The sequence below is a fragment of the Micromonospora wenchangensis genome, assembly GCF_002210435.1.
Classification (GTDB): domain Bacteria; phylum Actinomycetota; class Actinomycetes; order Mycobacteriales; family Micromonosporaceae; genus Micromonospora; species Micromonospora wenchangensis.
The window spans coordinates 66467-84606 of sequence record NZ_MZMV01000031.1 but is presented as its reverse complement, the minus strand read 5'-3'; the positions used below and the strand labels follow the sequence as shown (position 1 = coordinate 84606).

Here is an 18140-nt window from a genome sequence, read left to right as displayed (position 1 = left end):
GGTCCTGGCCGAGGCCGCGGTGGAGAAGTTCGGTGGTGACTCGGTGACCGAGATCCGCCGCAACCTGACCGGCTACCTCGACAGCCTGATCATCCGGTGAACAGCGGCCGTCAGGAAGGGCCAATCCAGTGACGAAGCCTGTCTGCGTGCTGGTCGGGGCACCCGGTTCCGGCAAGAGCACCGTCGGCGCGGAACTGGCCACCCTGCTCGGGGTGGGGTTCCGGGACACCGACACCGACATCGAGCAGATGGCCGGCAAGCCGATCCCGGAGATCTTCATCGACGAGGGTGAGGCGCACTTCCGGGCCCTGGAACGGGCCGCGGTGCTGGCGGCGCTGACCTCGCACCCCGGGGTGCTCGCCCTCGGCGGCGGGGCGGTCCTCGCCGAGGAGAACCGGGCCGCGCTGATCGGGCACACCGTGGTGCACCTGTCGGTGGAGTTGACCGACGCGGTGAAGCGGGTCGGGCTCGGCGCCGGCCGCCCGTTGCTGTCGGTCAACCCGCGCGCCACCCTGAAGCACCTGATGGACCAGCGTCGGCCGCTCTACGCGGAGGTCGCGACGGCGACGGTGGTCACCGACGGCCGGGCGCCGGAGGAGATCGCCGCCGAGATCGTCGCCCTGCTCAGGCCCTGACCGCGTGTGGCCGGCGGTCGGGGCGCGCCGGGACCGCCCGGTTCCGGCGGGGCGCGGGTCGCCAGGTGACCAGCAGGGCCAGGGCGAGCAGGATCTCGGCCAGGTCGCCGACGTAGTACATCAGAGTCGCCGCAGTCCTGAGCTGGGCGGCCGGCGCGGCGGCGTCGACCAGGCCGGCGTACATCAGTTGGGCGAGGGTGGCGTGGGCGGCGACGGACAGGCCCAGCACCACCAGGCGTACCGGCACGCCGGGGCGGTGCGGCCCGGGGTCGGGGCCGGTGACCGACCAGGTGAAGACGTACCCGCTGACCAGGAAGTGCAGCAGCAGCACCGGATGCAGGCCGGGGTGGGTGAGGGTGGCCCGGTACAGCGGCGTCAGGTGCAGCAGGTAGAGGCCCCCGGCGGTGAGCAGCAACCCGGTGACCGGATGGCTGGCGACCGTCACGGCGGGCCGCCGCAGCAGCCGCAGGACGGCCCGGCCGGTGCGGGGCGGGACGCTGCGCAGGGCCAGCGTGCCGGGTGCGCCGAGCACCAGCCCGAGCGGGGCGAGCATGCCGACCAGCAGGTGCTGCCACATGTGGCCGACCAGGTCGTGCGCGGGCAGCAGCAGGGCCACCGCGAGCAGTGCGGTGCCCGCGCCGAAGCTGGCCGTGCGCCAGTGGCTCCACCCGGGCCGTCCCGGGTCGCGTCGGCGCAGCGCGGCGGCCAGGTAACCCCAGAACACCACCGGGGGTACGAGCAGCAGCAGCCCGACCCCGCCGCCGTGTGCCCCGGTCATCGCCGGTCGGCGCAGGTGTCCACGGCCGTGGCCCGGCGCTGCACCGCCCAGCCGAGGGCCACCAGTGCCGCCCCGAGCAGCAGGAAGCCGACGTCCCAGGCGGTCTGGTGCGGGCCGCCGTGCACGTGGTGGATGCCGAGCAGGTGGTGGTCGACGATCCCCTCGACCAGGTTGAACAGCCCCCACCCGACCAGCGCCCAGCCCCAGAGCGCGCCGGAGCGCCACAGCCGGCCCCGGGACCGGGTGACCCGGGAGTAGAGCAGGGCCAGCCCGGTGAGCACCGCCACCCAGGTCACCACGTGGAACAGCCCGTCCCACAGGGTGTTCATCTGCAACCCGGGCACGGTGTCCACCGGGTACGCCCTGATGCCTACGTTGTCGCTGCCGGTGCTGCTGAGCATGTGGTGCCACTGGAGCACCTGGTGCAGGACGATGCCGTCGACGAAGCCGCCGAGACCGACGCCGAGGATGGTGGCCGGGAGCCGGATGTCCGCGCCGTCGACGGTGGTGCTGCCCATGGGGTTCCTCCACGTTCGGGTCGGCACGTTCGGGTCGCTCCCGTCCCCGGTGCCCGGGGCCCGTGGGGCTAAACGCCGGCCCGGCCGTCGGGTCACGCCGGGAGGCCGGGCCGCCATCAGGTGGACACTCCCCGTGCCGGGGCCGGGGCTGGACTAGGCTGCCGGCGATGGACGAGGTGACCCGGATTCCGGTCGGCGGCGAACGGCCGTACGACGTACTGGTCGGGCGGGGCCTGCTGGCCGAGCTGCCCGCGTTGCTGCCCGACGCGACCCGGACGGCGGTGCTGTACGCGCCGCCCCTGCGGGCGTTGGCCGAGGAGATCGGCGAGCGGCTGGCCGGGGCGGGGATCACCCCGCTGGCGATCGAGGTGCCCGACGCCGAGGCGGGCAAGCGGGTCGAGGTGGCCGCCGACTGCTGGGAGCAGCTCGGGGCGGCCGGCTTCACCCGTACCGACGCGGTGGTCGGGGTGGGCGGCGGTGCGGTGACCGACCTGGCCGGCTTCGTCGCTGCCTGCTGGTTGCGCGGGGTGCGGTGGGTGCCGGTGGCGACCTCGCTGCTCGGCATGGTCGACGCCGCCGTCGGCGGCAAGACCGGGGTGAACACGTCGGCCGGCAAGAACCTGGTGGGGTCGTTCCACCCGCCGGTCGGGGTGCTGGCCGACCTGGGCACGCTGGACAGCCTCCCGCCGGCCGACCTGGCCGCCGGGCTGGCCGAGGTGGTCAAGTGCGGCTTCATCGCCGACCCGGTGATCCTGGACCTGGTCGAGGCGGACCCGGCGGCCGCCGTCGACCCGACCGGCCCGGTGGCCCGGGAGCTGATCGAGCGGGCGATCCGGGTGAAGGCCGACGTGGTCTCCGGTGACCTGCGCGAGTCGGGGGTGCGGGAGGTGCTCAACTACGGGCACACGCTGGCGCACGCGATCGAGAAGGTCGAGGGGTACCGCTGGCGGCACGGGCACGCGGTCTCCGTCGGCACCGTCTACGCCGGCACCCTCGCCCGGCTGGCCGGTCGGCTCGACGCGGCGACCGCCGAGCGGCACCGCCGCGTGCTGTCCGCGCTGGACCTGCCGACCAGCTACCCGGCGGACGCCTGGCCGGACCTGCTGGCGGCGATGCGGGTGGACAAGAAGGCCCGGGGCAGCCGGCTGCGGTTCGTGGTGCTCGACGGCCTGGCCCGCCCGGCGATCCTGGACGGCCCGGACGACGAGCTGCTGCACGCCGCCTACCGGGAGGTCGCCCGGTGACCGGTCCCGACACCCCCCGGGTGTACGTGCTCAACGGGCCGAACCTGGGCCGGCTGGGCACCCGCCAGGTCGACGTGTACGGCGTGACCAGCTATGCCGACCTGGTGACGCTCTGCGTCGAGACGGGCCGCGAGCTGGGGTTGGACGTGGTGGTCCGGCAGACCGACGCGGAACACGAACTCGTCGGCTGGCTGCACGGGGCGGCGGACGAGGGCGCGGCGGTGGTGCTCAACCCGGCGGCCTGGTCGCACTACTCGATCGCGGTCCGCGACGCCTGCGCGTTGCTGCGTGCGCCCCTGGTAGAGGTGCACATCTCCAACATCCACGCGCGGGAGGAGTTCCGGCACCACTCGGTGGTGTCGGCGGTGGCCACCGGGGTGATCTGCGGTCTCGGCGTGGACGGCTACCGGCTCGCGCTGCGGCACCTCGCCACCCGGCCCGCCGGGGTCGACTGACCCTCCCGTTCATTACTCTGCGTGACGGTCGGGGTGGTCCGTGGGGGCGGACCGGGGCCCGGTCGACGGCCCCGCCGCCGATTAGACGCAGCTAGTAGACTTGTCAGGTCTGTCCGCCAATTGATGATCAAGGCAGGAAATGGCATCCACCAACGACCTCAAGAACGGCCTGGTACTCAACCTCGACGGGGAGCTGTGGTCCGTCGTCGAGTTCCAGCACGTCAAGCCCGGTAAGGGTGGGGCGTTCGTCCGCACGACGCTGAAGAACGTGCTGTCCGGCAAGGTCGTCGACAAGACCTTCAACGCGGGCACCAAGGTCGAGACCGCCACCGTCGACAAGCGCACCATGCAGTACCTCTACGCCGACGGTGAGGACTACGTCTTCATGGATCTGGAGACGTTCGACCAGATCACCGTCCCCGGCGGCACCGTCGGCGAGGCCGCCAACTACCTCCTCCCCGAGGCCGAGGCGACCGTCGCCACCCACGAGGGTGTGCCGCTCTACATCGAACTGCCCACCAGCGTGGTGCTCCAGGTCACCTACACCGAGCCGGGTCTGCAGGGCGACCGGTCGACCGGCGGCAACAAGCCGGCCACCGTCGAGACCGGCGCGACCGTGCAGGTGCCGCTGTTCATCACCACCGACGAGAAGATCAAGGTCGACACCCGCGACGGCCGTTACCTCGGCCGAGCCTGATGGCCGAGGGCGCCAAGCAGCAGATGCCGGCGCGCCGCAAGGCGCGCAAGCGGGCGCTGGACGTGCTCTTCGAGGCCGACCTGCGGGACCGGCCCCCGGCCGAGGTGCTCGCCGGCTACGTCGAGCGGATCGAGAAGCCGCGTCCGGAGCACCTGGACTACGCGATCGGTCTGGTCGAGGGGGTCGCCGGGCACCTCGACCGGATCGACGAGGTGATCGCCAGCTACGCCGAGGGCTGGACCCTGGACCGGATGCCGGCGGTCGACCGCAACCTGGCCCGGATCGCCGTCTACGAGCTGCTCTACGTCGACGAGATCGACGACGCGGTGGCGATCAGCGAGGCGGTGGAGCTGGCCCGGCAGATGTCCACCGACGACTCGCCGCGTTTCCTCAACGGCATCCTCGGCCGGATCGCCGAGTACGCCACCCGCTGAGCGTGGCCGCCCGTGGCGCGGGCGGGACCTGCGCCGTGACGAGAAGGGCCCGTGCCGGACGGCACGGGCCCTTCTCGTTGCGTGACCGCGGATCAGGAGGCGAAGAACGCCCGCGGGTCGGCGACCAGCACACCGTGCTCGGTGAGCCGTTCGATCAGACCGGACGGCGAGGCGTCGTAGACGATCGCCAGGGCGCGCAGGTCGTCGGCGCGGATGGAGAGCACCCGGCCGTTGTAGTCGCCACGCTGCTGCTGGATGGCACGGGCGTAGCGGGCGACGTAGGCGAGGTCCTCGGAGGCCTCGTCGTACAGCCGCTCCAGGTCGAGGACGATCTTGCTGGTGGGCTCGTGCCGTACCCCGCTGCCGTCGGGCAACAGCTCCGAGACGGGAACGCGGTAGAAGTCGGCCAGCTCCGCCAGTCGGGACACGGTGACGGCGCGGTCACCGCGCTCGTACGAGCCGACCACCACCGCCTTCCAGCGTCCGTTCGACTTCTCCTCCACCCCCTGCAGGGACAGGCCCTGCTGCTGGCGGATGGAGCGCAGGCGGGCGCCCAGCGACTTGGCGTATTCAGAGGGCATTCGGACACTCCCAGTGCTGTGCTTTGGGGTTCTCCCCGCGATCGCTACGGAGCGTGACGGTACGGGGATTGCGACACGTGGTCAAGTGCTCGTGACATTCCCATCGGAGATAGCGGGTGAGTTGTCCGCATTTCACCGTCCTGATCCGGGGATCAGTGGGTCGCGGCGAACGGCCAGGTGACCGCTGGTAACGTGGCCGCCAGCCCCGGTCGGGCCCCACGACCCGACCGGACACCCCCGACATCCTTTAACGACCCGTCCCGTGAGGCGGGGAAGGAGGTCCGCCGTGGCCTGCCCACCGGCTGCCCACCCGTCGCCCGAGCGGCAACCCTCGGTGAAGGTGATCCTCGCCAGCGCCGACGTCCAGCGCGTCGTCGACCGGATCGCCCACCAGATCCTGGAGAAGACCCAGGGCGCCGCCGACACCGTGCTGCTGGGCATCCCCACCCGCGGCGCCCCGCTGGCCCGGCGGCTCGCCGCCCGGATCAGCACCTTCGAGGACGTCGACGTCCCCGTCGGGGTGCTCGACATCACCCTCTACCGCGACGACCTGCGCCGGCACGCCACCCGCGCGGTCGGCCCGACCCAGCTGCCCCCCGGCGGCATCGACGGCAAGCGGGTCGTCCTCGTCGACGACGTGCTCTTCTCCGGCCGGACCGTCCGGGCCGCCCTCGACGCCCTCAACGACGTCGGCCGGCCCGCCTCGGTGCAGCTCGCCGTGCTGGTCGACCGGGGGCACCGGGAACTGCCGATCCGCGCCGACTACGTCGGCAAGAACATCCCGACCGCGCTCGCCGAGAGCGTCAAGGTCACCCTCGTCGAGACCGACGGCGCCGACGAGGTACGGCTCTGCGGGGGGACCCGGTGAACCCGACCCGACGCCACCCGGCAGGCCCGAACGAGAGGCGGCCCCGCTCATGATCAGACACCTGCTCTCCGGGGGCGACCTGGACGCCGGCACCGCCACCGAGATCCTCGACACCGCCGCCGAGATGGCCACGGTCGCCGGCCGGGAGGTCAAGAAGCTGCCGGCGCTGCGCGGCCGGACGGTGGTGAACCTCTTCTACGAGGACTCCACCCGGACCCGGATCTCGTTCGAGGCCGCCGCCAAGCGGCTCAGCGCCGACGTGATCAACTTTTCCGCCAAGGGTTCCAGCGTCACCAAGGGCGAGAGCCTGAAGGACACCGCGCTGACCCTCCAGGCGATGGGGGCCGACGCGGTGGTCGTCCGGCACCCCGCCTCCGGGGCACCGCACCGGCTGGCCAACTGGCTGGACGGCTCGGTGGTCAACGCCGGTGACGGCACCCACGAGCACCCGACCCAGGCGCTGCTCGACGCGTACACCATGCGGGCCCGGCTGGGCCGGCTCGCCGGCCTGCACGTGGCGATCGTCGGCGACGTGCTGCACTCCCGGGTGGCCCGCTCCAACGTGCTGCTGCTGAGCACCCTCGGCGCGAAGGTCACCCTGGTCGGCCCGCCGACGCTGATCCCGGTCGACTGGGCCGCCCGCGCGGGCGTCGGCTCCGCGGCGACCGACGCCGACCCCGGCACCGACGTCTGCTACGACCTCGACGCGGTGCTGCCCGGGGTGGACGTGGTGATGATGCTGCGGGTGCAGCGGGAACGGATGAACGACTCCTACTTCCCCTCGGCCCGCGAGTACGCCCGCCGCTACGGGCTGGACGGCCCGCGCCTGCGCCGGCTGCCCGAACACGCGATCGTCATGCACCCCGGGCCGATGAACCGGGGGATGGAGATCACCCCCGAGGTCGCCGACTCGCCCCGCTCCACCATCGTCGAACAGGTCGCCAACGGGGTCTCCGTGCGGATGGCCGTGCTCTACCTGCTGCTCGGAGGGAACAACCGGTGACCGCGTACCTGATCAAGAACGTGAGCGTCGTCGGCGGCGCGCCGACCGACCTGCTGATCCGCGACGGCGTCGTGGCCGAGACCGGCCGCGGGCTGGACGCGCCGGACGCCGCCGTCGTCGACGGCAGCGGTCTGGTCGCCCTGCCCGGCCTGGTCGACCTGCACACCCACCTGCGCGAACCCGGCCGGGAGGACGCCGAGACCGTGGAGTCCGGCTCCCGGGCGGCGGCGCTCGGCGGCTACACCGCGGTCTGCGCGATGGCGAACACCTCGCCGGTCGCCGACACCGCCGGCGTGGTCGAGCAGGTGTGGCGGCTCGGCCGGCAGGCCGGGCTGGTCGACGTGCAGCCGATCGGCGCGGTCACCGTCGGCCTGGCCGGCGAGCGGCTCGCCGAACTGGGCGCGATGGCCGACTCGCCGGCCCGGGTGCGGATCTTCTCCGACGACGGGCACTGCGTCGCCGACCCGAAGCTGATGCGCCGGGCCCTGGAGTACGTCAAGGCGTTCGACGGGATCATCGCCCAGCACGCCGAGGAGCCCCGGCTCACCGAGGGCGCGCAGATGCACGAGGGTGAGGTCTCCACCCGGCTCGGGCTGACCGGCTGGCCGGCCGTCGCCGAGGAGGCGATCATCGCCCGGGACGTGCTGCTCGCCGAGCACGTCGGCAGCCGGCTGCACGTCTGCCACGTCTCGACCGCCGGCAGCGTCGAGGTGCTGCGCCAGGCCAAGGCGCGCGGGGTACGGGTCACCGCCGAGGTCACCCCGCACCACCTGCTGCTCACCGACGAGGTGGTGGCCGGGCGCGGCGCGCTGGCCAGCCCCGGGCTCGGCGTCGACTGGAGCCCGACGGCCAGCTACGACCCGGTGTTCAAGGTCAACCCGCCGCTGCGCACCGGCACCGACGTCGCCGCGCTGCGCGCCGCGCTCGCCGAGGGCGTCATCGACGTCGTCGCCACCGACCACGCCCCGCACGCCGTGGAGGACAAGGAGTGCGAGTGGGCGTACGCCCGGCCGGGCATGCTCGGCCTGGAGACGGCGCTGTCCATCGCCCTCGACGTGCTCGGCCCCCGGTGGGACCTGATCGCCGACCGGATGTCGCGGACCCCGGCCCGGATCGCCGGCCTCGACGGCCACGGCCTCGACCCGGCGCCCGGGGTGCCGGCGAACCTGACCCTGGTCGACCCGGCCGCCCGCCGGGTGGTCGAGCCCGCGGAACTGGCCAGCCGCAGTCGCAACACCCCGTACGCCCGCATGACGCTGCCGGGTCGCATCGTGGCGACCTTCCTGCGCGGCGAGCCGACGGTCCTGGACGGAAAGGCTGTCAAGTGATTCGAGCGAGGAACGTAGCGAAGCGGAGTCCCGCAGTCCGGATCGGGGGTGGGCGCGTGATTCGAGCGAGGAACGTAGCGAAGCGGAGTCCCGCAGTCCGGATCGAGGGAGGCGCAGCATGGTGAAGCGTAGGTCCGCGATCCTCGTGCTGGAGGACGGGCGCACCTTCCACGGTGAGTCGTACGGCAGTGTCGGGGAGACCTTCGGCGAGGCGGTCTTCAACACCGGCATGACCGGTTACCAGGAGACCCTGACCGACCCGTCCTACCACCGGCAGGTGGTGGTGCAGACCGCCCCGCACATCGGCAACACCGGGGTGAACACCGAGGACGACGAGTCCGACCGGATCTGGGTCGCCGGGTACGTGGTCCGTGACCCGGCCCGGATCGGCTCCAACTGGCGGGCCACCGGCGGGCTGGAGGACCGGCTCGGCGTGGAGGGCGTGGTGGGCATCGCCGGGGTGGACACCCGGGCGCTCACCCGGCACCTGCGGGAACGTGGCGCGATGCGGGTCGGCATCTCCAGCGTCGAGGACGACCCGCGTGCCCTGCTGGAGCGGGTCCGGCAGTCCCCGCAGATGGTCGGCGCGGACCTGTCCGCCGAGGTGAGCACCGCCGCCCCGTACGTGGTCGAGGCGGAGGGTGAGCACCGGTACACCGTCGCGGCGCTGGACCTGGGCATCAAGCGCAACGTGCCGCGCCGGCTGGCCGCCCGGGGGGTCACCACCCACGTGCTGCCCGCCGGGTCCACCATCGACGACCTGCTGGCCACCGGCGCGGACGCGGTCTTCTTCTCGCCCGGCCCGGGTGACCCGGCCACCGCCGACGGACCGGTGGCGCTGGCCCGGGAGGTGCTGAGCCGGCGGATTCCGCTGTTCGGCATCTGCTTCGGCAGTCAGATCCTCGGCCGGGCGCTCGGCTTCGGCACCTACAAGCTGGGCTACGGCCACCGGGGCATCAACCAGCCGGTGCTCGACCGGGCCACCGGCAAGGTCGAGGTGACCAGCCACAACCACGGCTTCGCGGTGGCCTGGCCGGGCCACGGCGACGGGCCGGCCGGCGCGGTCGTCCCCGACCAGGTCATCGACACCGAGTTCGGCGGCGTGCGGGTTTCGCACGTCTGCCTCAACGACAACGTCGTCGAGGGGCTGCGGGCCGTGGACGTGCCCGCCTTCACCGTCCAGTACCACCCGGAGGCGGCAGCCGGCCCGCACGACGCCGACTACCTCTTCGACCGTTTCGCCGAGCTGATCGAGGGCCGTGGCCCGGACGGGCAGCCCGGCGCGGGCCGGAACCACAGCGAGGGGCGCACGAATGCCTAAGCGCGACGATCTCAAGCACATCCTGGTGATCGGCTCCGGGCCGATCGTGATCGGTCAGGCCTGCGAGTTCGACTACTCCGGCACCCAGGCCTGCCGGGTGCTGCGCAGCGAGGGGATCCGGGTCAGCCTGGTCAACTCCAACCCGGCGACCATCATGACCGACCCGGAGTTCGCCGACGCCACCTACGTCGAGCCGATCACCCCGGAGTTCGTCGAGCTGGTCATCGCCAAGGAGCGGCCCGACGCGCTGCTGCCCACCCTGGGCGGGCAGACCGCGTTGAACACGGCGGTCGCCCTACACGCCGCCGGGGTGCTCGACAAGTACGGCGTCGAGCTGATCGGCGCGAACATCGAGGCGATCAACCGGGGTGAGGACCGCCAGCTGTTCAAGGAGATCGTCGCCAAGGCCGGCGTCCGGCTGGGGTTGCCCGACCCGGACGCGCTGGTGCCCCGGTCGCGGGTCTGCCACTCGATGGACGAGGTCCGCGCCACGGTCGCCGAGCTGGGCCTGCCGGTGGTGATCCGGCCGTCGTTCACGATGGGCGGCCTGGGGTCCGGCATGGCGCACACCGACGAGGACCTGGACCGTATCGCCGGGGCCGGCCTGGCCGCCAGCCCGGTGCACGAGGTGCTCATCGAGGAGAGCGTGCTCGGCTGGAAGGAGTACGAACTCGAACTGATGCGCGACCGGCACGACAACGTGGTGGTGGTCTGCTCGATCGAGAACGTCGACCCGATGGGCGTGCACACCGGCGACAGCGTCACGGTCGCCCCGGCGATGACGCTCACCGACCGGGAGTACCAGAACCTGCGTGACCTGGGCATCGCGGTGCTGCGCGAGGTCGGGGTGGACACCGGCGGCTGCAACATCCAGTTCGCGGTGAACCCGGCCGACGGCCGGATCGTGGTGATCGAGATGAACCCCCGGGTGTCCCGGTCGTCGGCGCTGGCCTCGAAGGCCACCGGCTTCCCGATCGCGAAGATCGCCGCGAAGCTGGCCATCGGCTACACCCTCGACGAGATCCCCAACGACATCACGCTCAAGACGCCTGCCGCGTTCGAGCCGACGCTTGACTACGTGGTGGTGAAGATCCCCCGGTTCGCGTTCGAGAAGTTCCCCGGCGCGGACCCGGAGCTGACCACCACGATGAAGTCGGTGGGCGAGGCGATGAGCCTGGGCCGGAACTTCACCGAGGCGCTCAACAAGGCGATGCGGTCGATGGAGACGTCGGCGGCGGGGTTCTGGACCCGGCCGGACCCGCAGGACGCGACGAAGGAGAACACCCTCGCCGCGCTGGGGATGCCGCACGACGGCCGGCTCTACACCGTCGAGCGGGCGCTGCGGCTGGGCGCGTCGGTCGTCGAGGTCTCGGCGGCCTCCGGCGGGATCGACCCGTGGTTCCTGGACCAGATCGCCGGCCTGGTCGAGCTGCGGGCCGAGATCGTCGCCGCCCCGGTGCTCGACGCCGGGCTGCTGCGCCGGGCCAAGCGGGCCGGGCTGTCCGACCGGCAGCTCGCCGCGCTGCGCCCGGAACTGGCCGCCGAGGACGGGGTGCGCACCCTGCGGCACCGGCTCGACGTGCGGCCGGTCTACAAGACGGTGGACACCTGCGCCGCCGAGTTCGCGGCGGCCACCCCGTACCACTACTCGACGTACGACGAGGAGACCGAGGTCGCCGCGTCGGACCGGCCCAAGGTGCTGATCCTGGGGTCCGGGCCGAACCGGATCGGCCAGGGCATCGAGTTCGACTACTCCTGCGTGCACGCCGTCCAGGCGCTGCGGGCCGCCCCGCGCGGCACGGCGGGTGCCGTCGCGGCGGATGCGGCCGGTGCCGTCGGCTACGAGACCGTGATGGTCAACTGCAACCCGGAGACCGTCTCCACCGACTACGACACCGCCGACCGGCTCTACTTCGAGCCGCTGACCTTCGAGGACGTGCTGGAGGTCTGGCACGCCGAGGACTCGTCCGGCCGGGCGGCCGGCGGCCCCGGCGTGGTCGGGGTGATCGTGCAGCTCGGCGGGCAGACCCCGCTGGGGCTGGCGCAGCGGCTCAAGGACGCCGGCGTGCCGGTGGTGGGCACCTCCCCGGAGTCGATCCACCTGGCCGAGGAGCGCGGCGCGTTCGGGGCGCTGCTGGCCCGCGCCGACCTGCGCGCCCCGGCGCACGGCACGGCCACCTCGTACGACGAGGCGAAGGCGATCGCCGACGAGATCGGCTACCCGGTGCTGGTCCGTCCGTCGTACGTGCTCGGCGGGCGGGGCATGGAGATCGTCTACGACGACGCCACGCTGCGCGACTACATCGGGCGGGCCACCGACATCTCCCCGGACCACCCGGTGCTGGTCGACCGGTTCCTCGACGACGCCATCGAGATCGACGTGGACGCGCTCTGCGACGCCGACGGCGAGGTCTACCTCGGTGGGGTGATGGAGCACATCGAGGAGGCGGGCATCCACTCCGGCGACTCGTCGTGCGCGCTGCCGCCGATCACGCTGGCCGGCTCGCACCTGAGCGAGGTGCGCCGCTACACCGAGGCGATCGCCCGGGGCGTGGGGGTACGCGGGCTGCTCAACGTCCAGTACGCCCTCAAGGACGACATGCTCTACGTGCTGGAGGCGAACCCGCGGGCGTCCCGGACGGTCCCGTTCGTCTCGAAGGCCACCGCCGTGCCGCTGGCCAAGGCGGCGGCCCGGATCGCGCTCGGCGCGACCATCGCCGAGCTGCGCGCCGAGGGGCTGCTCCCGGCGACCGGCGACGGCGGGGTGCTGCCGCCGGACGCCCCGATCGCGGTGAAGGAGGCGGTGCTGCCGTTCAAGCGGTTCCGCACCCCGGCCGGCAAGGGCGTCGACTCGCTGCTCGGCCCGGAGATGAAGTCCACCGGCGAGGTGATGGGCATCGACACCAGCTTCGGGCACGCGTTCGCCAAGAGCCAGTCCGCCGCGTACGGTTCGCTGCCGACCACCGGGAGGATCTTCGTCTCGGTGGCCAACCGGGACAAGCGGGCGATGATCTTCCCGATCAAGCGGCTGGCCGACCTGGGCTTCGAGATCGTCGCCACCGCCGGTACCGCCGAACTGCTGAGCCGGCACGGTATCGCCTGCGAGCAGATCCGCAAGCACTACCAGGCGGGCGAGGGCGCGGACGCGGTGTCGATGATCCTCGCCGGTGACGTGGCCCTGGTGGTGAACACCCCGCAGGGGTCGGGCGCGAGCGCCCGCTCGGACGGCTACGAGATCCGCAGCGCCGCCGTCACGGCCGACATCCCGTGCATCACCACCGTGCCGGGGGTGGCGGCGGCGGTAATGGGCATCGAGGCCCGCATCCGGGGCGACATGCGGGTGCGTCCCCTCCAGGAGCTCCACGCCGCTCTCCGGGCCGCCCAGTGACCCCCGACCCCCGTTCCCCGCGCGGTCCGCGCCCCCCGCTCGTTTCGGTGATCAAGAGGTTTCGGTCACGGAACGGCGGGCGCGGTGACGCAAACCTCTTGATCACCGACGAGAGCGTCGGCCGGGGGAACGTCGGCCGGGAGGGGGCGCAGGTGCGGGTGTGGTGATGTTCGAGAAGGGGGTCCGGCGCGCTCTGTTCCGGATCGGCGGCGGCGACGCGGAGGCGGCGCACGAGTGGACGCTGCGCCGGTTGGCGACCCTGTCCCGGCGGCCGGCGGCGCTGGCGTTGCTGCGGGCCCGCAACCTGCACCGGGCGCCCCGGACGGTGTTCGGGGTGCAGTTCCCCAACCCGGTGGGCCTGGCGGCGGGGATGGACAAGAACGGGGTGGCCCTGCCGGCCTGGCCGGCGCTGGGGTTCGGCTTCGTCGAGGTGGGCACGGTCACCGCGCACGCCCAGCCGGGCAACCCCCGGCCCCGGCTGTTCCGGCTGCCCGACAGCGCGGCCGTGATCAACCGGATGGGCTTCAACAACGCCGGGGCGCAGGCCCTGGCCGACCGGCTGGCCGCCGCGCCCCGCCCGCTGGGGGTGCCGCTGGGCATCTCGCTGGGCAAGTCCAAGGTGACCCCGCTGGAGGACGCGGTCGAGGACTACCTCACCTCGTACCGGGCGTTGCGCGGCTACGGCGACTACTTCGCGGTCAACGTCTCCTCCCCGAACACCCCGGGGCTGCGCTCGTTGCAGGACAGGGCGCACCTGGACGCACTGCTGGCCGCCTTGGTGGGGGAGAAGCCGGTGCTGGTGAAGATCGCCCCGGATCTCACCGAGCCGGCCGTGGCGGAGCTGCTGGAGGTGTGCCTGGCCCGGGGCGCGGCCGGCGTGATCGCCACCAACACCACGCTGGCCCGCGACGGGCTCGCCCCCGCCGACCGGGAGCGTGGCGCGCAGGCCGGCGGCCTGTCCGGCCGTCCGCTGACCGGGCGGGCCCGGGAGATGGTCGCGTTCGTGCACCGGGAGACCGGGGGCCGGCTCCCGGTGATCGGGGTCGGCGGCATCCTCGACCCGGACGACGCGGCCCGGATGTTCGACGCGGGGGCCAGCCTGGTCCAGCTCTACACCGGGTTCATCTACCGGGGGCCGGCCCTGGTGCGGGCCGCCGCCCGGGTCCCGTCCGGGTCCGGGGTCCCGGCGGGTGACCGGGCGGTGAGCGGCCGGTGAGCCGGCGGGCACGTCCGGGGTTCCGGTCGTGCCCGCCCGGAGCGCCCGTCCGCCCCGACGCCGCCACCGACGAGGGTACGGAGGAGCACGCGTGACGCCCGAGGAGATCCTGACCGTCGACCGGGCCCGCGTCTGGCACCCGTACGCGGCGCTGCCGCCGGCCCACCCGCCGTACGTGGTGCACAGCGCCGAGGGCGTCCGGCTGCGGTTGGCCGACGGCCGGGAACTGGTCGACGGAATGTCGTCGTGGTGGGCGGCGATCCACGGGTACCGGCATCCGGTGCTGGACGCGGCCGTCACCGACCAGCTCGGCCGGATGAGTCACGTGATGTTCGGCGGGCTCACCCACGAGCCGGCGGTCCGGTTGGCCGAGACCCTCGTCGAGTTGACCCCGGACGGCCTGGAACACGTCTTCCTGGCCGACTCGGGTTCGGTCTCGGTCGAGGTGGCGATCAAGATGTGCCTGCAGTACCAGCGGGCCACCGGCCGGCCACGGCGTCGCCGGCTGGGCACCTGGCGGGGCGGCTACCACGGCGACACGTTCCACCCGATGAGCGTCTGCGACCCGGAGGGCGGCATGCACCACCTCTGGGGTGACGTGCTGCCCCGGCAGGTCTTCGCGCCGGTGCCGCCAGGTGGCTTCACCGACCCGCCCGACCCGGCGTACGTGACGGCGTTGACCGACGCGGTCGCCCGGCACGCCGACGAGTTGGCGGCGGTGATCGTCGAGCCGGTGGTGCAGGGGGCCGGTGGGATGCGGTTCCACCATCCCGGGTACCTGCGGGTGCTGCGCGAGGTGACCCGGGCGCACGGGGTGCTGCTGATCTTCGACGAGATCGCCACCGGGTTCGGCCGGACCGGGTCGATGTTCGCCGCCGGGCACGCCGGGGTGACCCCGGACGTGCTCTGCGTGGGCAAGGCGCTCACCGGCGGCTACCTCACCCTGGCGGCGGCGTTGTGCACACCGGAGGTGGCCCGGGGCATCTCCGCCGACGGGGTGCTGGCCCACGGGCCGACGTTCATGGGCAACCCGTTGGCCTGTGCCGTCGCCAACGCCTCCCTGGGGCTGCTGCGGGCCGGCGACTGGGCGGCCGAGGTGGCGCGGGTGGGTGCGGGGCTGCGGGCCGGTCTGGAGCCGTTGCGGGGTGCGCCGGGGGTGGCGGACGTGCGGGTGCTGGGCGCGATCGGCGTGGTGCAGCTCGACCACGAGGTGGACCTGGCGGCGGCGACGGCCGCCGCGGTGGAGCGGGGCGTGTGGCTGCGCCCCTTCCGGGACCTGGTGTACGCGATGCCGCCGTACGTGACGGGGGACGACGACGTGGCCCGGATCGCGGCCGGGATCGCCGCCGCCGTCGCGGCCGGCTGAGCACGGGGGCCGGAACCGGGGCGGCGACCGTCGCCCCGCAGCAGCGGAGCACGAGACGAGAGGGAGCAACGGATGGAGACCTTCGGAACCCGTCTGCACCGGGCGGTGGCGGAGCGTGGGCCGCTGTGTGTGGGCATCGACCCGCATCCGGGCCTGCTGGCCCGCTGGGGCCTTGAGGACGACGTCGACGGTCTGGAACGGTTCGTCCGGACCGTCGCGGAAGCGCTCGGTGACCGGGTTGCGGTGTTCAAGCCTCAGTCGGCCTTCTTCGAGCGATTCGGGAGCCGCGGAGTGGCGATTCTTGAGTCAACTATCCGACAGTTACGTGATGTTGGCGCGCTCGTTCTTCTCGACGCCAAGCGCGGCGACATCGGCTCGACCGTCGCCGCGTACGCTTCCGCGTACCTTGATCCATCCAGCCCGATGTATGTCGACGCGCTCACGGCGAGCCCCTACCTGGGAGTAGGTTCGCTGGCCCCGATGTTCGAGACGGCCGCTGCGCACGGTGGCGGAGTCTTCGTGTTAGCGCTCACCTCGAACCCTGAGGGGGCGGAGGTGCAGCGTGCCGTCACCTCCGGTGGGCGTACCGTCGCACAACTTGTTATCGATGAGATTTCCCAGCTCAACAGGGGTGCTGAGCCGCTGGGCAGCTTCGGATTGGTGGTCGGCGCGACCATCGGCGACACCGGTCACGACCTGTCCCGGGTCAATGGCCCACTGCTCGCCCCGGGCCTCGGCGCGCAGGGTGCGACGGCGGCCGATCTACCCACCGTGTTCGGTCCGAGCCTGTCCGCAGTGTTGCCGTCGTACTCCCGGGAGGTGCTCAACGCGGGTCCGGATGCCGACGCGTTGCGGGCCGCCGCGGCCCGGGTGGCGGCCGACTTCCGGCACATTCTGGCTGCCGGACACTGACTGACGGCTCGGTCACTTTATGTTGATCATCGCGCGTCCACGTTGCCGAAAACTCCGTCGAACGCTAGTTTTCCCCGCGCTGGGAACCACGGACCCCTTTGGTTGCCAGCGACACCACGTTTCACAGAGCGGCGGTGCGTTCCGCCCGTCGCGATAGGGACCTGAGGAGAACTGGTGCCGCTCCCGTCACTGACCCCCGAGCAGCGCGCTGCCGCGCTGGAAAAGGCCGCGGAGATCCGCAAGGCCCGTGCTGAGCTGAAGGAGCAGCTCAAGCAGGGCAAGACCACCCTGGCCGCCGTCCTTGCGCGAGCCGAGTCCGACGACGTCGTCGGCAAGCTCAAGGTGTCGGCCGTGCTGCAGGCGATGCCGGGTATCGGCAAGATCCGGGCCACCCAGATCATGGAGAAGCTCAAGATCGCCGACAGCCGCCGCCTGCGTGGCCTGGGCGAGCAGCAGCGCAAGGCGCTGCTTGGAGAGTTCGCCGCCAACTGACCGCCGCAGCAGGTACAAACAAGCGGTGAGCACGGATGAGGAGGCGTGCCCGGCGGCACGGCTCACCGTCCTGACCGGACCTTCGGGTGCCGGCCGGGGCGGTGTGGTCGAGGCGGTCCGGGCACGTTCTCCCGCCGTGTGGGTGCCGGTCCCGGTGACCACCCGGGCGCCTCGCACCGGCGAGTCCGACGGCGTCGACCGGCTCTTCCGGGAGCCGGCCGAGTTCGACCGGATGATCGCCGCGGGCGAGCTGCTGGAGTGGTCCCGGGCCGGACCGTACCGCCGGGGCACGCCGCGCGCCCCGCTGATCGAGCGCCTGACGCGGGGCCGGCCGGTGCTGCTGCCGCTGGACCCGCCGGGGGCGCTGGTCGTCCACGCGGCCCTGCCGCAGAGCCGGCTGGTGCTGCTGCTGCCGCCGGGACACCACCCGGACCCGGCCCTGGCGGGCCTCGCCGCGCGCGCCGTCCACCACGACCACACCGAGCGCGCCGCCGCTGAGCTGGTAGGCTTGCTCGGTTCGTCCTAATCTGGCTCCCGCCCGACCGCAGATCCGTCCCGACCGCAGATCCGTGGTCGAGCGACCGGCCGCCCCGCGCGGCCGGGCGACCAGCCACTTCAGAGGCAGAGGTATTTCGTGGGATCCATCGCCAACCCCGAGGGCATCACCAACCCGCCGATCGACGAGCTGCTCGAGAAGACCACCTCGAAGTACGCGCTGGTGATCTTCGCCGCCAAGCGGGCGCGTCAGGTCAACGCCTACTACAGCCAGCTCGGCGAGGGCCTGCTCGAGTACGTCGGCCCGCTCGTGGAGACCACCCCGCAGGAGAAGCCGCTCTCCATCGCCATGCGCGAGATCAACGCGGGCCTGCTCACCGCCGAGCCGACCGACCAGCCGTAACCCTCG

Annotated in this window: 18 protein-coding genes and 1 pseudogene; 16 read left to right on the top strand and 3 right to left on the bottom strand. The window is 72.7% G+C overall.

Translation table 11 applies throughout. The annotated features are described in order from the left end of the window. The first annotated feature begins 128 nt into the window (after positions 1–128). Positions 129–635 carry a shikimate kinase gene (locus B5D80_RS18995; protein WP_088645226.1) on the top strand — a complete coding sequence of 169 codons (507 nt, stop codon included), beginning with the start codon at positions 129–131 and terminating at the stop codon, positions 633–635. On the opposite strand, the gene B5D80_RS18990 is transcribed toward B5D80_RS18995, so the two are convergent. Further along, positions 625–1413 (bottom strand): cytochrome c oxidase assembly protein, encoded by a 789-nt coding sequence (locus B5D80_RS18990; protein WP_088645225.1) that lies wholly within the window; start codon positions 1411–1413, stop codon positions 625–627. The two genes, B5D80_RS18995 and B5D80_RS18990, sit on opposite strands and share 11 nt — an antisense overlap. Next, positions 1410–1931: a DUF2243 domain-containing protein gene (locus B5D80_RS18985; protein WP_088645224.1), complete on the bottom strand. Its 522-nt coding sequence runs from the start codon at positions 1929–1931 to the stop codon at positions 1410–1412. The genes B5D80_RS18990 and B5D80_RS18985 overlap by 4 nt, the downstream gene beginning before the upstream one ends. 167 nt (positions 1932–2098) lie before the next feature. Here B5D80_RS18985 and aroB point away from each other — a divergent pair, with 167 nt between their 5' ends. The 4 genes from aroB to nusB all read left to right on the top strand — a co-directional run bounded on the left by aroB (position 2099) and on the right by nusB (position 4761). Then, a complete protein-coding gene (gene aroB / locus B5D80_RS18980) occupies positions 2099–3175 on the top strand; it encodes a 3-dehydroquinate synthase (protein WP_088645223.1) in 1077 nt (358 codons plus the stop codon). Further along, complete coding sequence (gene aroQ, locus B5D80_RS18975) at positions 3172–3630, top strand: type II 3-dehydroquinate dehydratase (protein ID WP_088645222.1); 459 nt, start codon at positions 3172–3174, stop codon at positions 3628–3630. The genes aroB and aroQ overlap by 4 nt, the downstream gene beginning before the upstream one ends. Before the next feature lie 139 nt (positions 3631–3769). Then, positions 3770–4327 carry an elongation factor P gene (efp, locus tag B5D80_RS18970; RefSeq protein WP_088645221.1) on the top strand — a complete coding sequence of 186 codons (558 nt, stop codon included), beginning with the start codon at positions 3770–3772 and terminating at the stop codon, positions 4325–4327. Between the two features lie 23 nt (positions 4328–4350). Next, positions 4351–4761, top strand: a complete 411-nt coding sequence (gene nusB, locus B5D80_RS18965) for a transcription antitermination factor NusB (RefSeq protein ID WP_204961462.1) — start codon at positions 4351–4353, stop codon at positions 4759–4761. Positions 4762–4853: 92 nt separating this feature from the next. Here nusB and bldD read toward each other — a convergent pair whose 3' ends face one another. Beyond that, entirely contained in the window at positions 4854–5342 is a 489-nt protein-coding gene (gene bldD / locus B5D80_RS18960; RefSeq protein ID WP_013285505.1) for a transcriptional regulator BldD, read from the bottom strand. A gap of 286 nt (positions 5343–5628) precedes the next feature. Between bldD and pyrR the strand changes: the two genes are divergently transcribed. The 11 genes and pseudogenes from pyrR (at position 5629) to rpoZ (ending at position 18134) form a co-directional block, all read left to right on the top strand. Further along, on the top strand, positions 5629–6210 hold the full coding sequence (gene pyrR, locus B5D80_RS18955) for a bifunctional pyr operon transcriptional regulator/uracil phosphoribosyltransferase PyrR (RefSeq protein WP_088645219.1): 582 nt from the start codon (positions 5629–5631) through the stop codon (positions 6208–6210). Between the two features lie 49 nt (positions 6211–6259). Further along, on the top strand, positions 6260–7213 hold the full coding sequence (locus tag B5D80_RS18950) for an aspartate carbamoyltransferase catalytic subunit (protein ID WP_088645218.1): 954 nt from the start codon (positions 6260–6262) through the stop codon (positions 7211–7213). Then, positions 7210–8541: a dihydroorotase gene (locus tag B5D80_RS18945; protein WP_088645217.1), complete on the top strand. Its 1332-nt coding sequence runs from the start codon at positions 7210–7212 to the stop codon at positions 8539–8541. Before B5D80_RS18950 ends, B5D80_RS18945 begins: the two co-directional genes overlap by 4 nt. Positions 8542–8662: 121 nt before the next feature. Next, the gene (gene carA, locus B5D80_RS18940; protein WP_245854753.1) at positions 8663–9862 is read left to right on the top strand and encodes a glutamine-hydrolyzing carbamoyl-phosphate synthase small subunit; all 1200 of its coding nucleotides are present in this window, start codon (positions 8663–8665) and stop codon (positions 9860–9862) included. Then, positions 9855–13250 (top strand): carbamoyl-phosphate synthase large subunit, encoded by a 3396-nt coding sequence (gene carB, locus B5D80_RS18935; RefSeq protein WP_088645215.1) that lies wholly within the window; start codon positions 9855–9857, stop codon positions 13248–13250. Before carA ends, carB begins: the two co-directional genes overlap by 8 nt. 163 nt (positions 13251–13413) lie before the next feature. Beyond that, the gene (locus B5D80_RS18930) at positions 13414–14466 is read left to right on the top strand and encodes a quinone-dependent dihydroorotate dehydrogenase (protein WP_088645236.1); all 1053 of its coding nucleotides are present in this window, start codon (positions 13414–13416) and stop codon (positions 14464–14466) included. A gap of 91 nt (positions 14467–14557) precedes the next feature. Next, positions 14558–15832, top strand: a complete 1275-nt coding sequence (locus B5D80_RS18925) for an adenosylmethionine--8-amino-7-oxononanoate transaminase (protein WP_088645214.1) — start codon at positions 14558–14560, stop codon at positions 15830–15832. 72 nt (positions 15833–15904) lie between these two features. Continuing rightward, on the top strand, positions 15905–16744 hold the full coding sequence (gene pyrF / locus B5D80_RS18920) for an orotidine-5'-phosphate decarboxylase (RefSeq protein ID WP_088645213.1): 840 nt from the start codon (positions 15905–15907) through the stop codon (positions 16742–16744). A 174-nt stretch (positions 16745–16918) separates the two neighbouring features. Beyond that, positions 16919–17236, top strand: a complete 318-nt coding sequence (gene mihF, locus B5D80_RS18915; protein ID WP_067309448.1) for an integration host factor, actinobacterial type — start codon at positions 16919–16921, stop codon at positions 17234–17236. 25 nt (positions 17237–17261) lie between these two features. Further along, a pseudogene (locus B5D80_RS18910) lies at positions 17262–17790 on the top strand (guanylate kinase); the annotation flags it as partial. Between the two features lie 80 nt (positions 17791–17870). Beyond that, complete coding sequence (gene rpoZ / locus B5D80_RS18905) at positions 17871–18134, top strand: DNA-directed RNA polymerase subunit omega (protein ID WP_007075826.1); 264 nt, start codon at positions 17871–17873, stop codon at positions 18132–18134. Positions 18135–18140 lie beyond the last annotated feature (6 nt).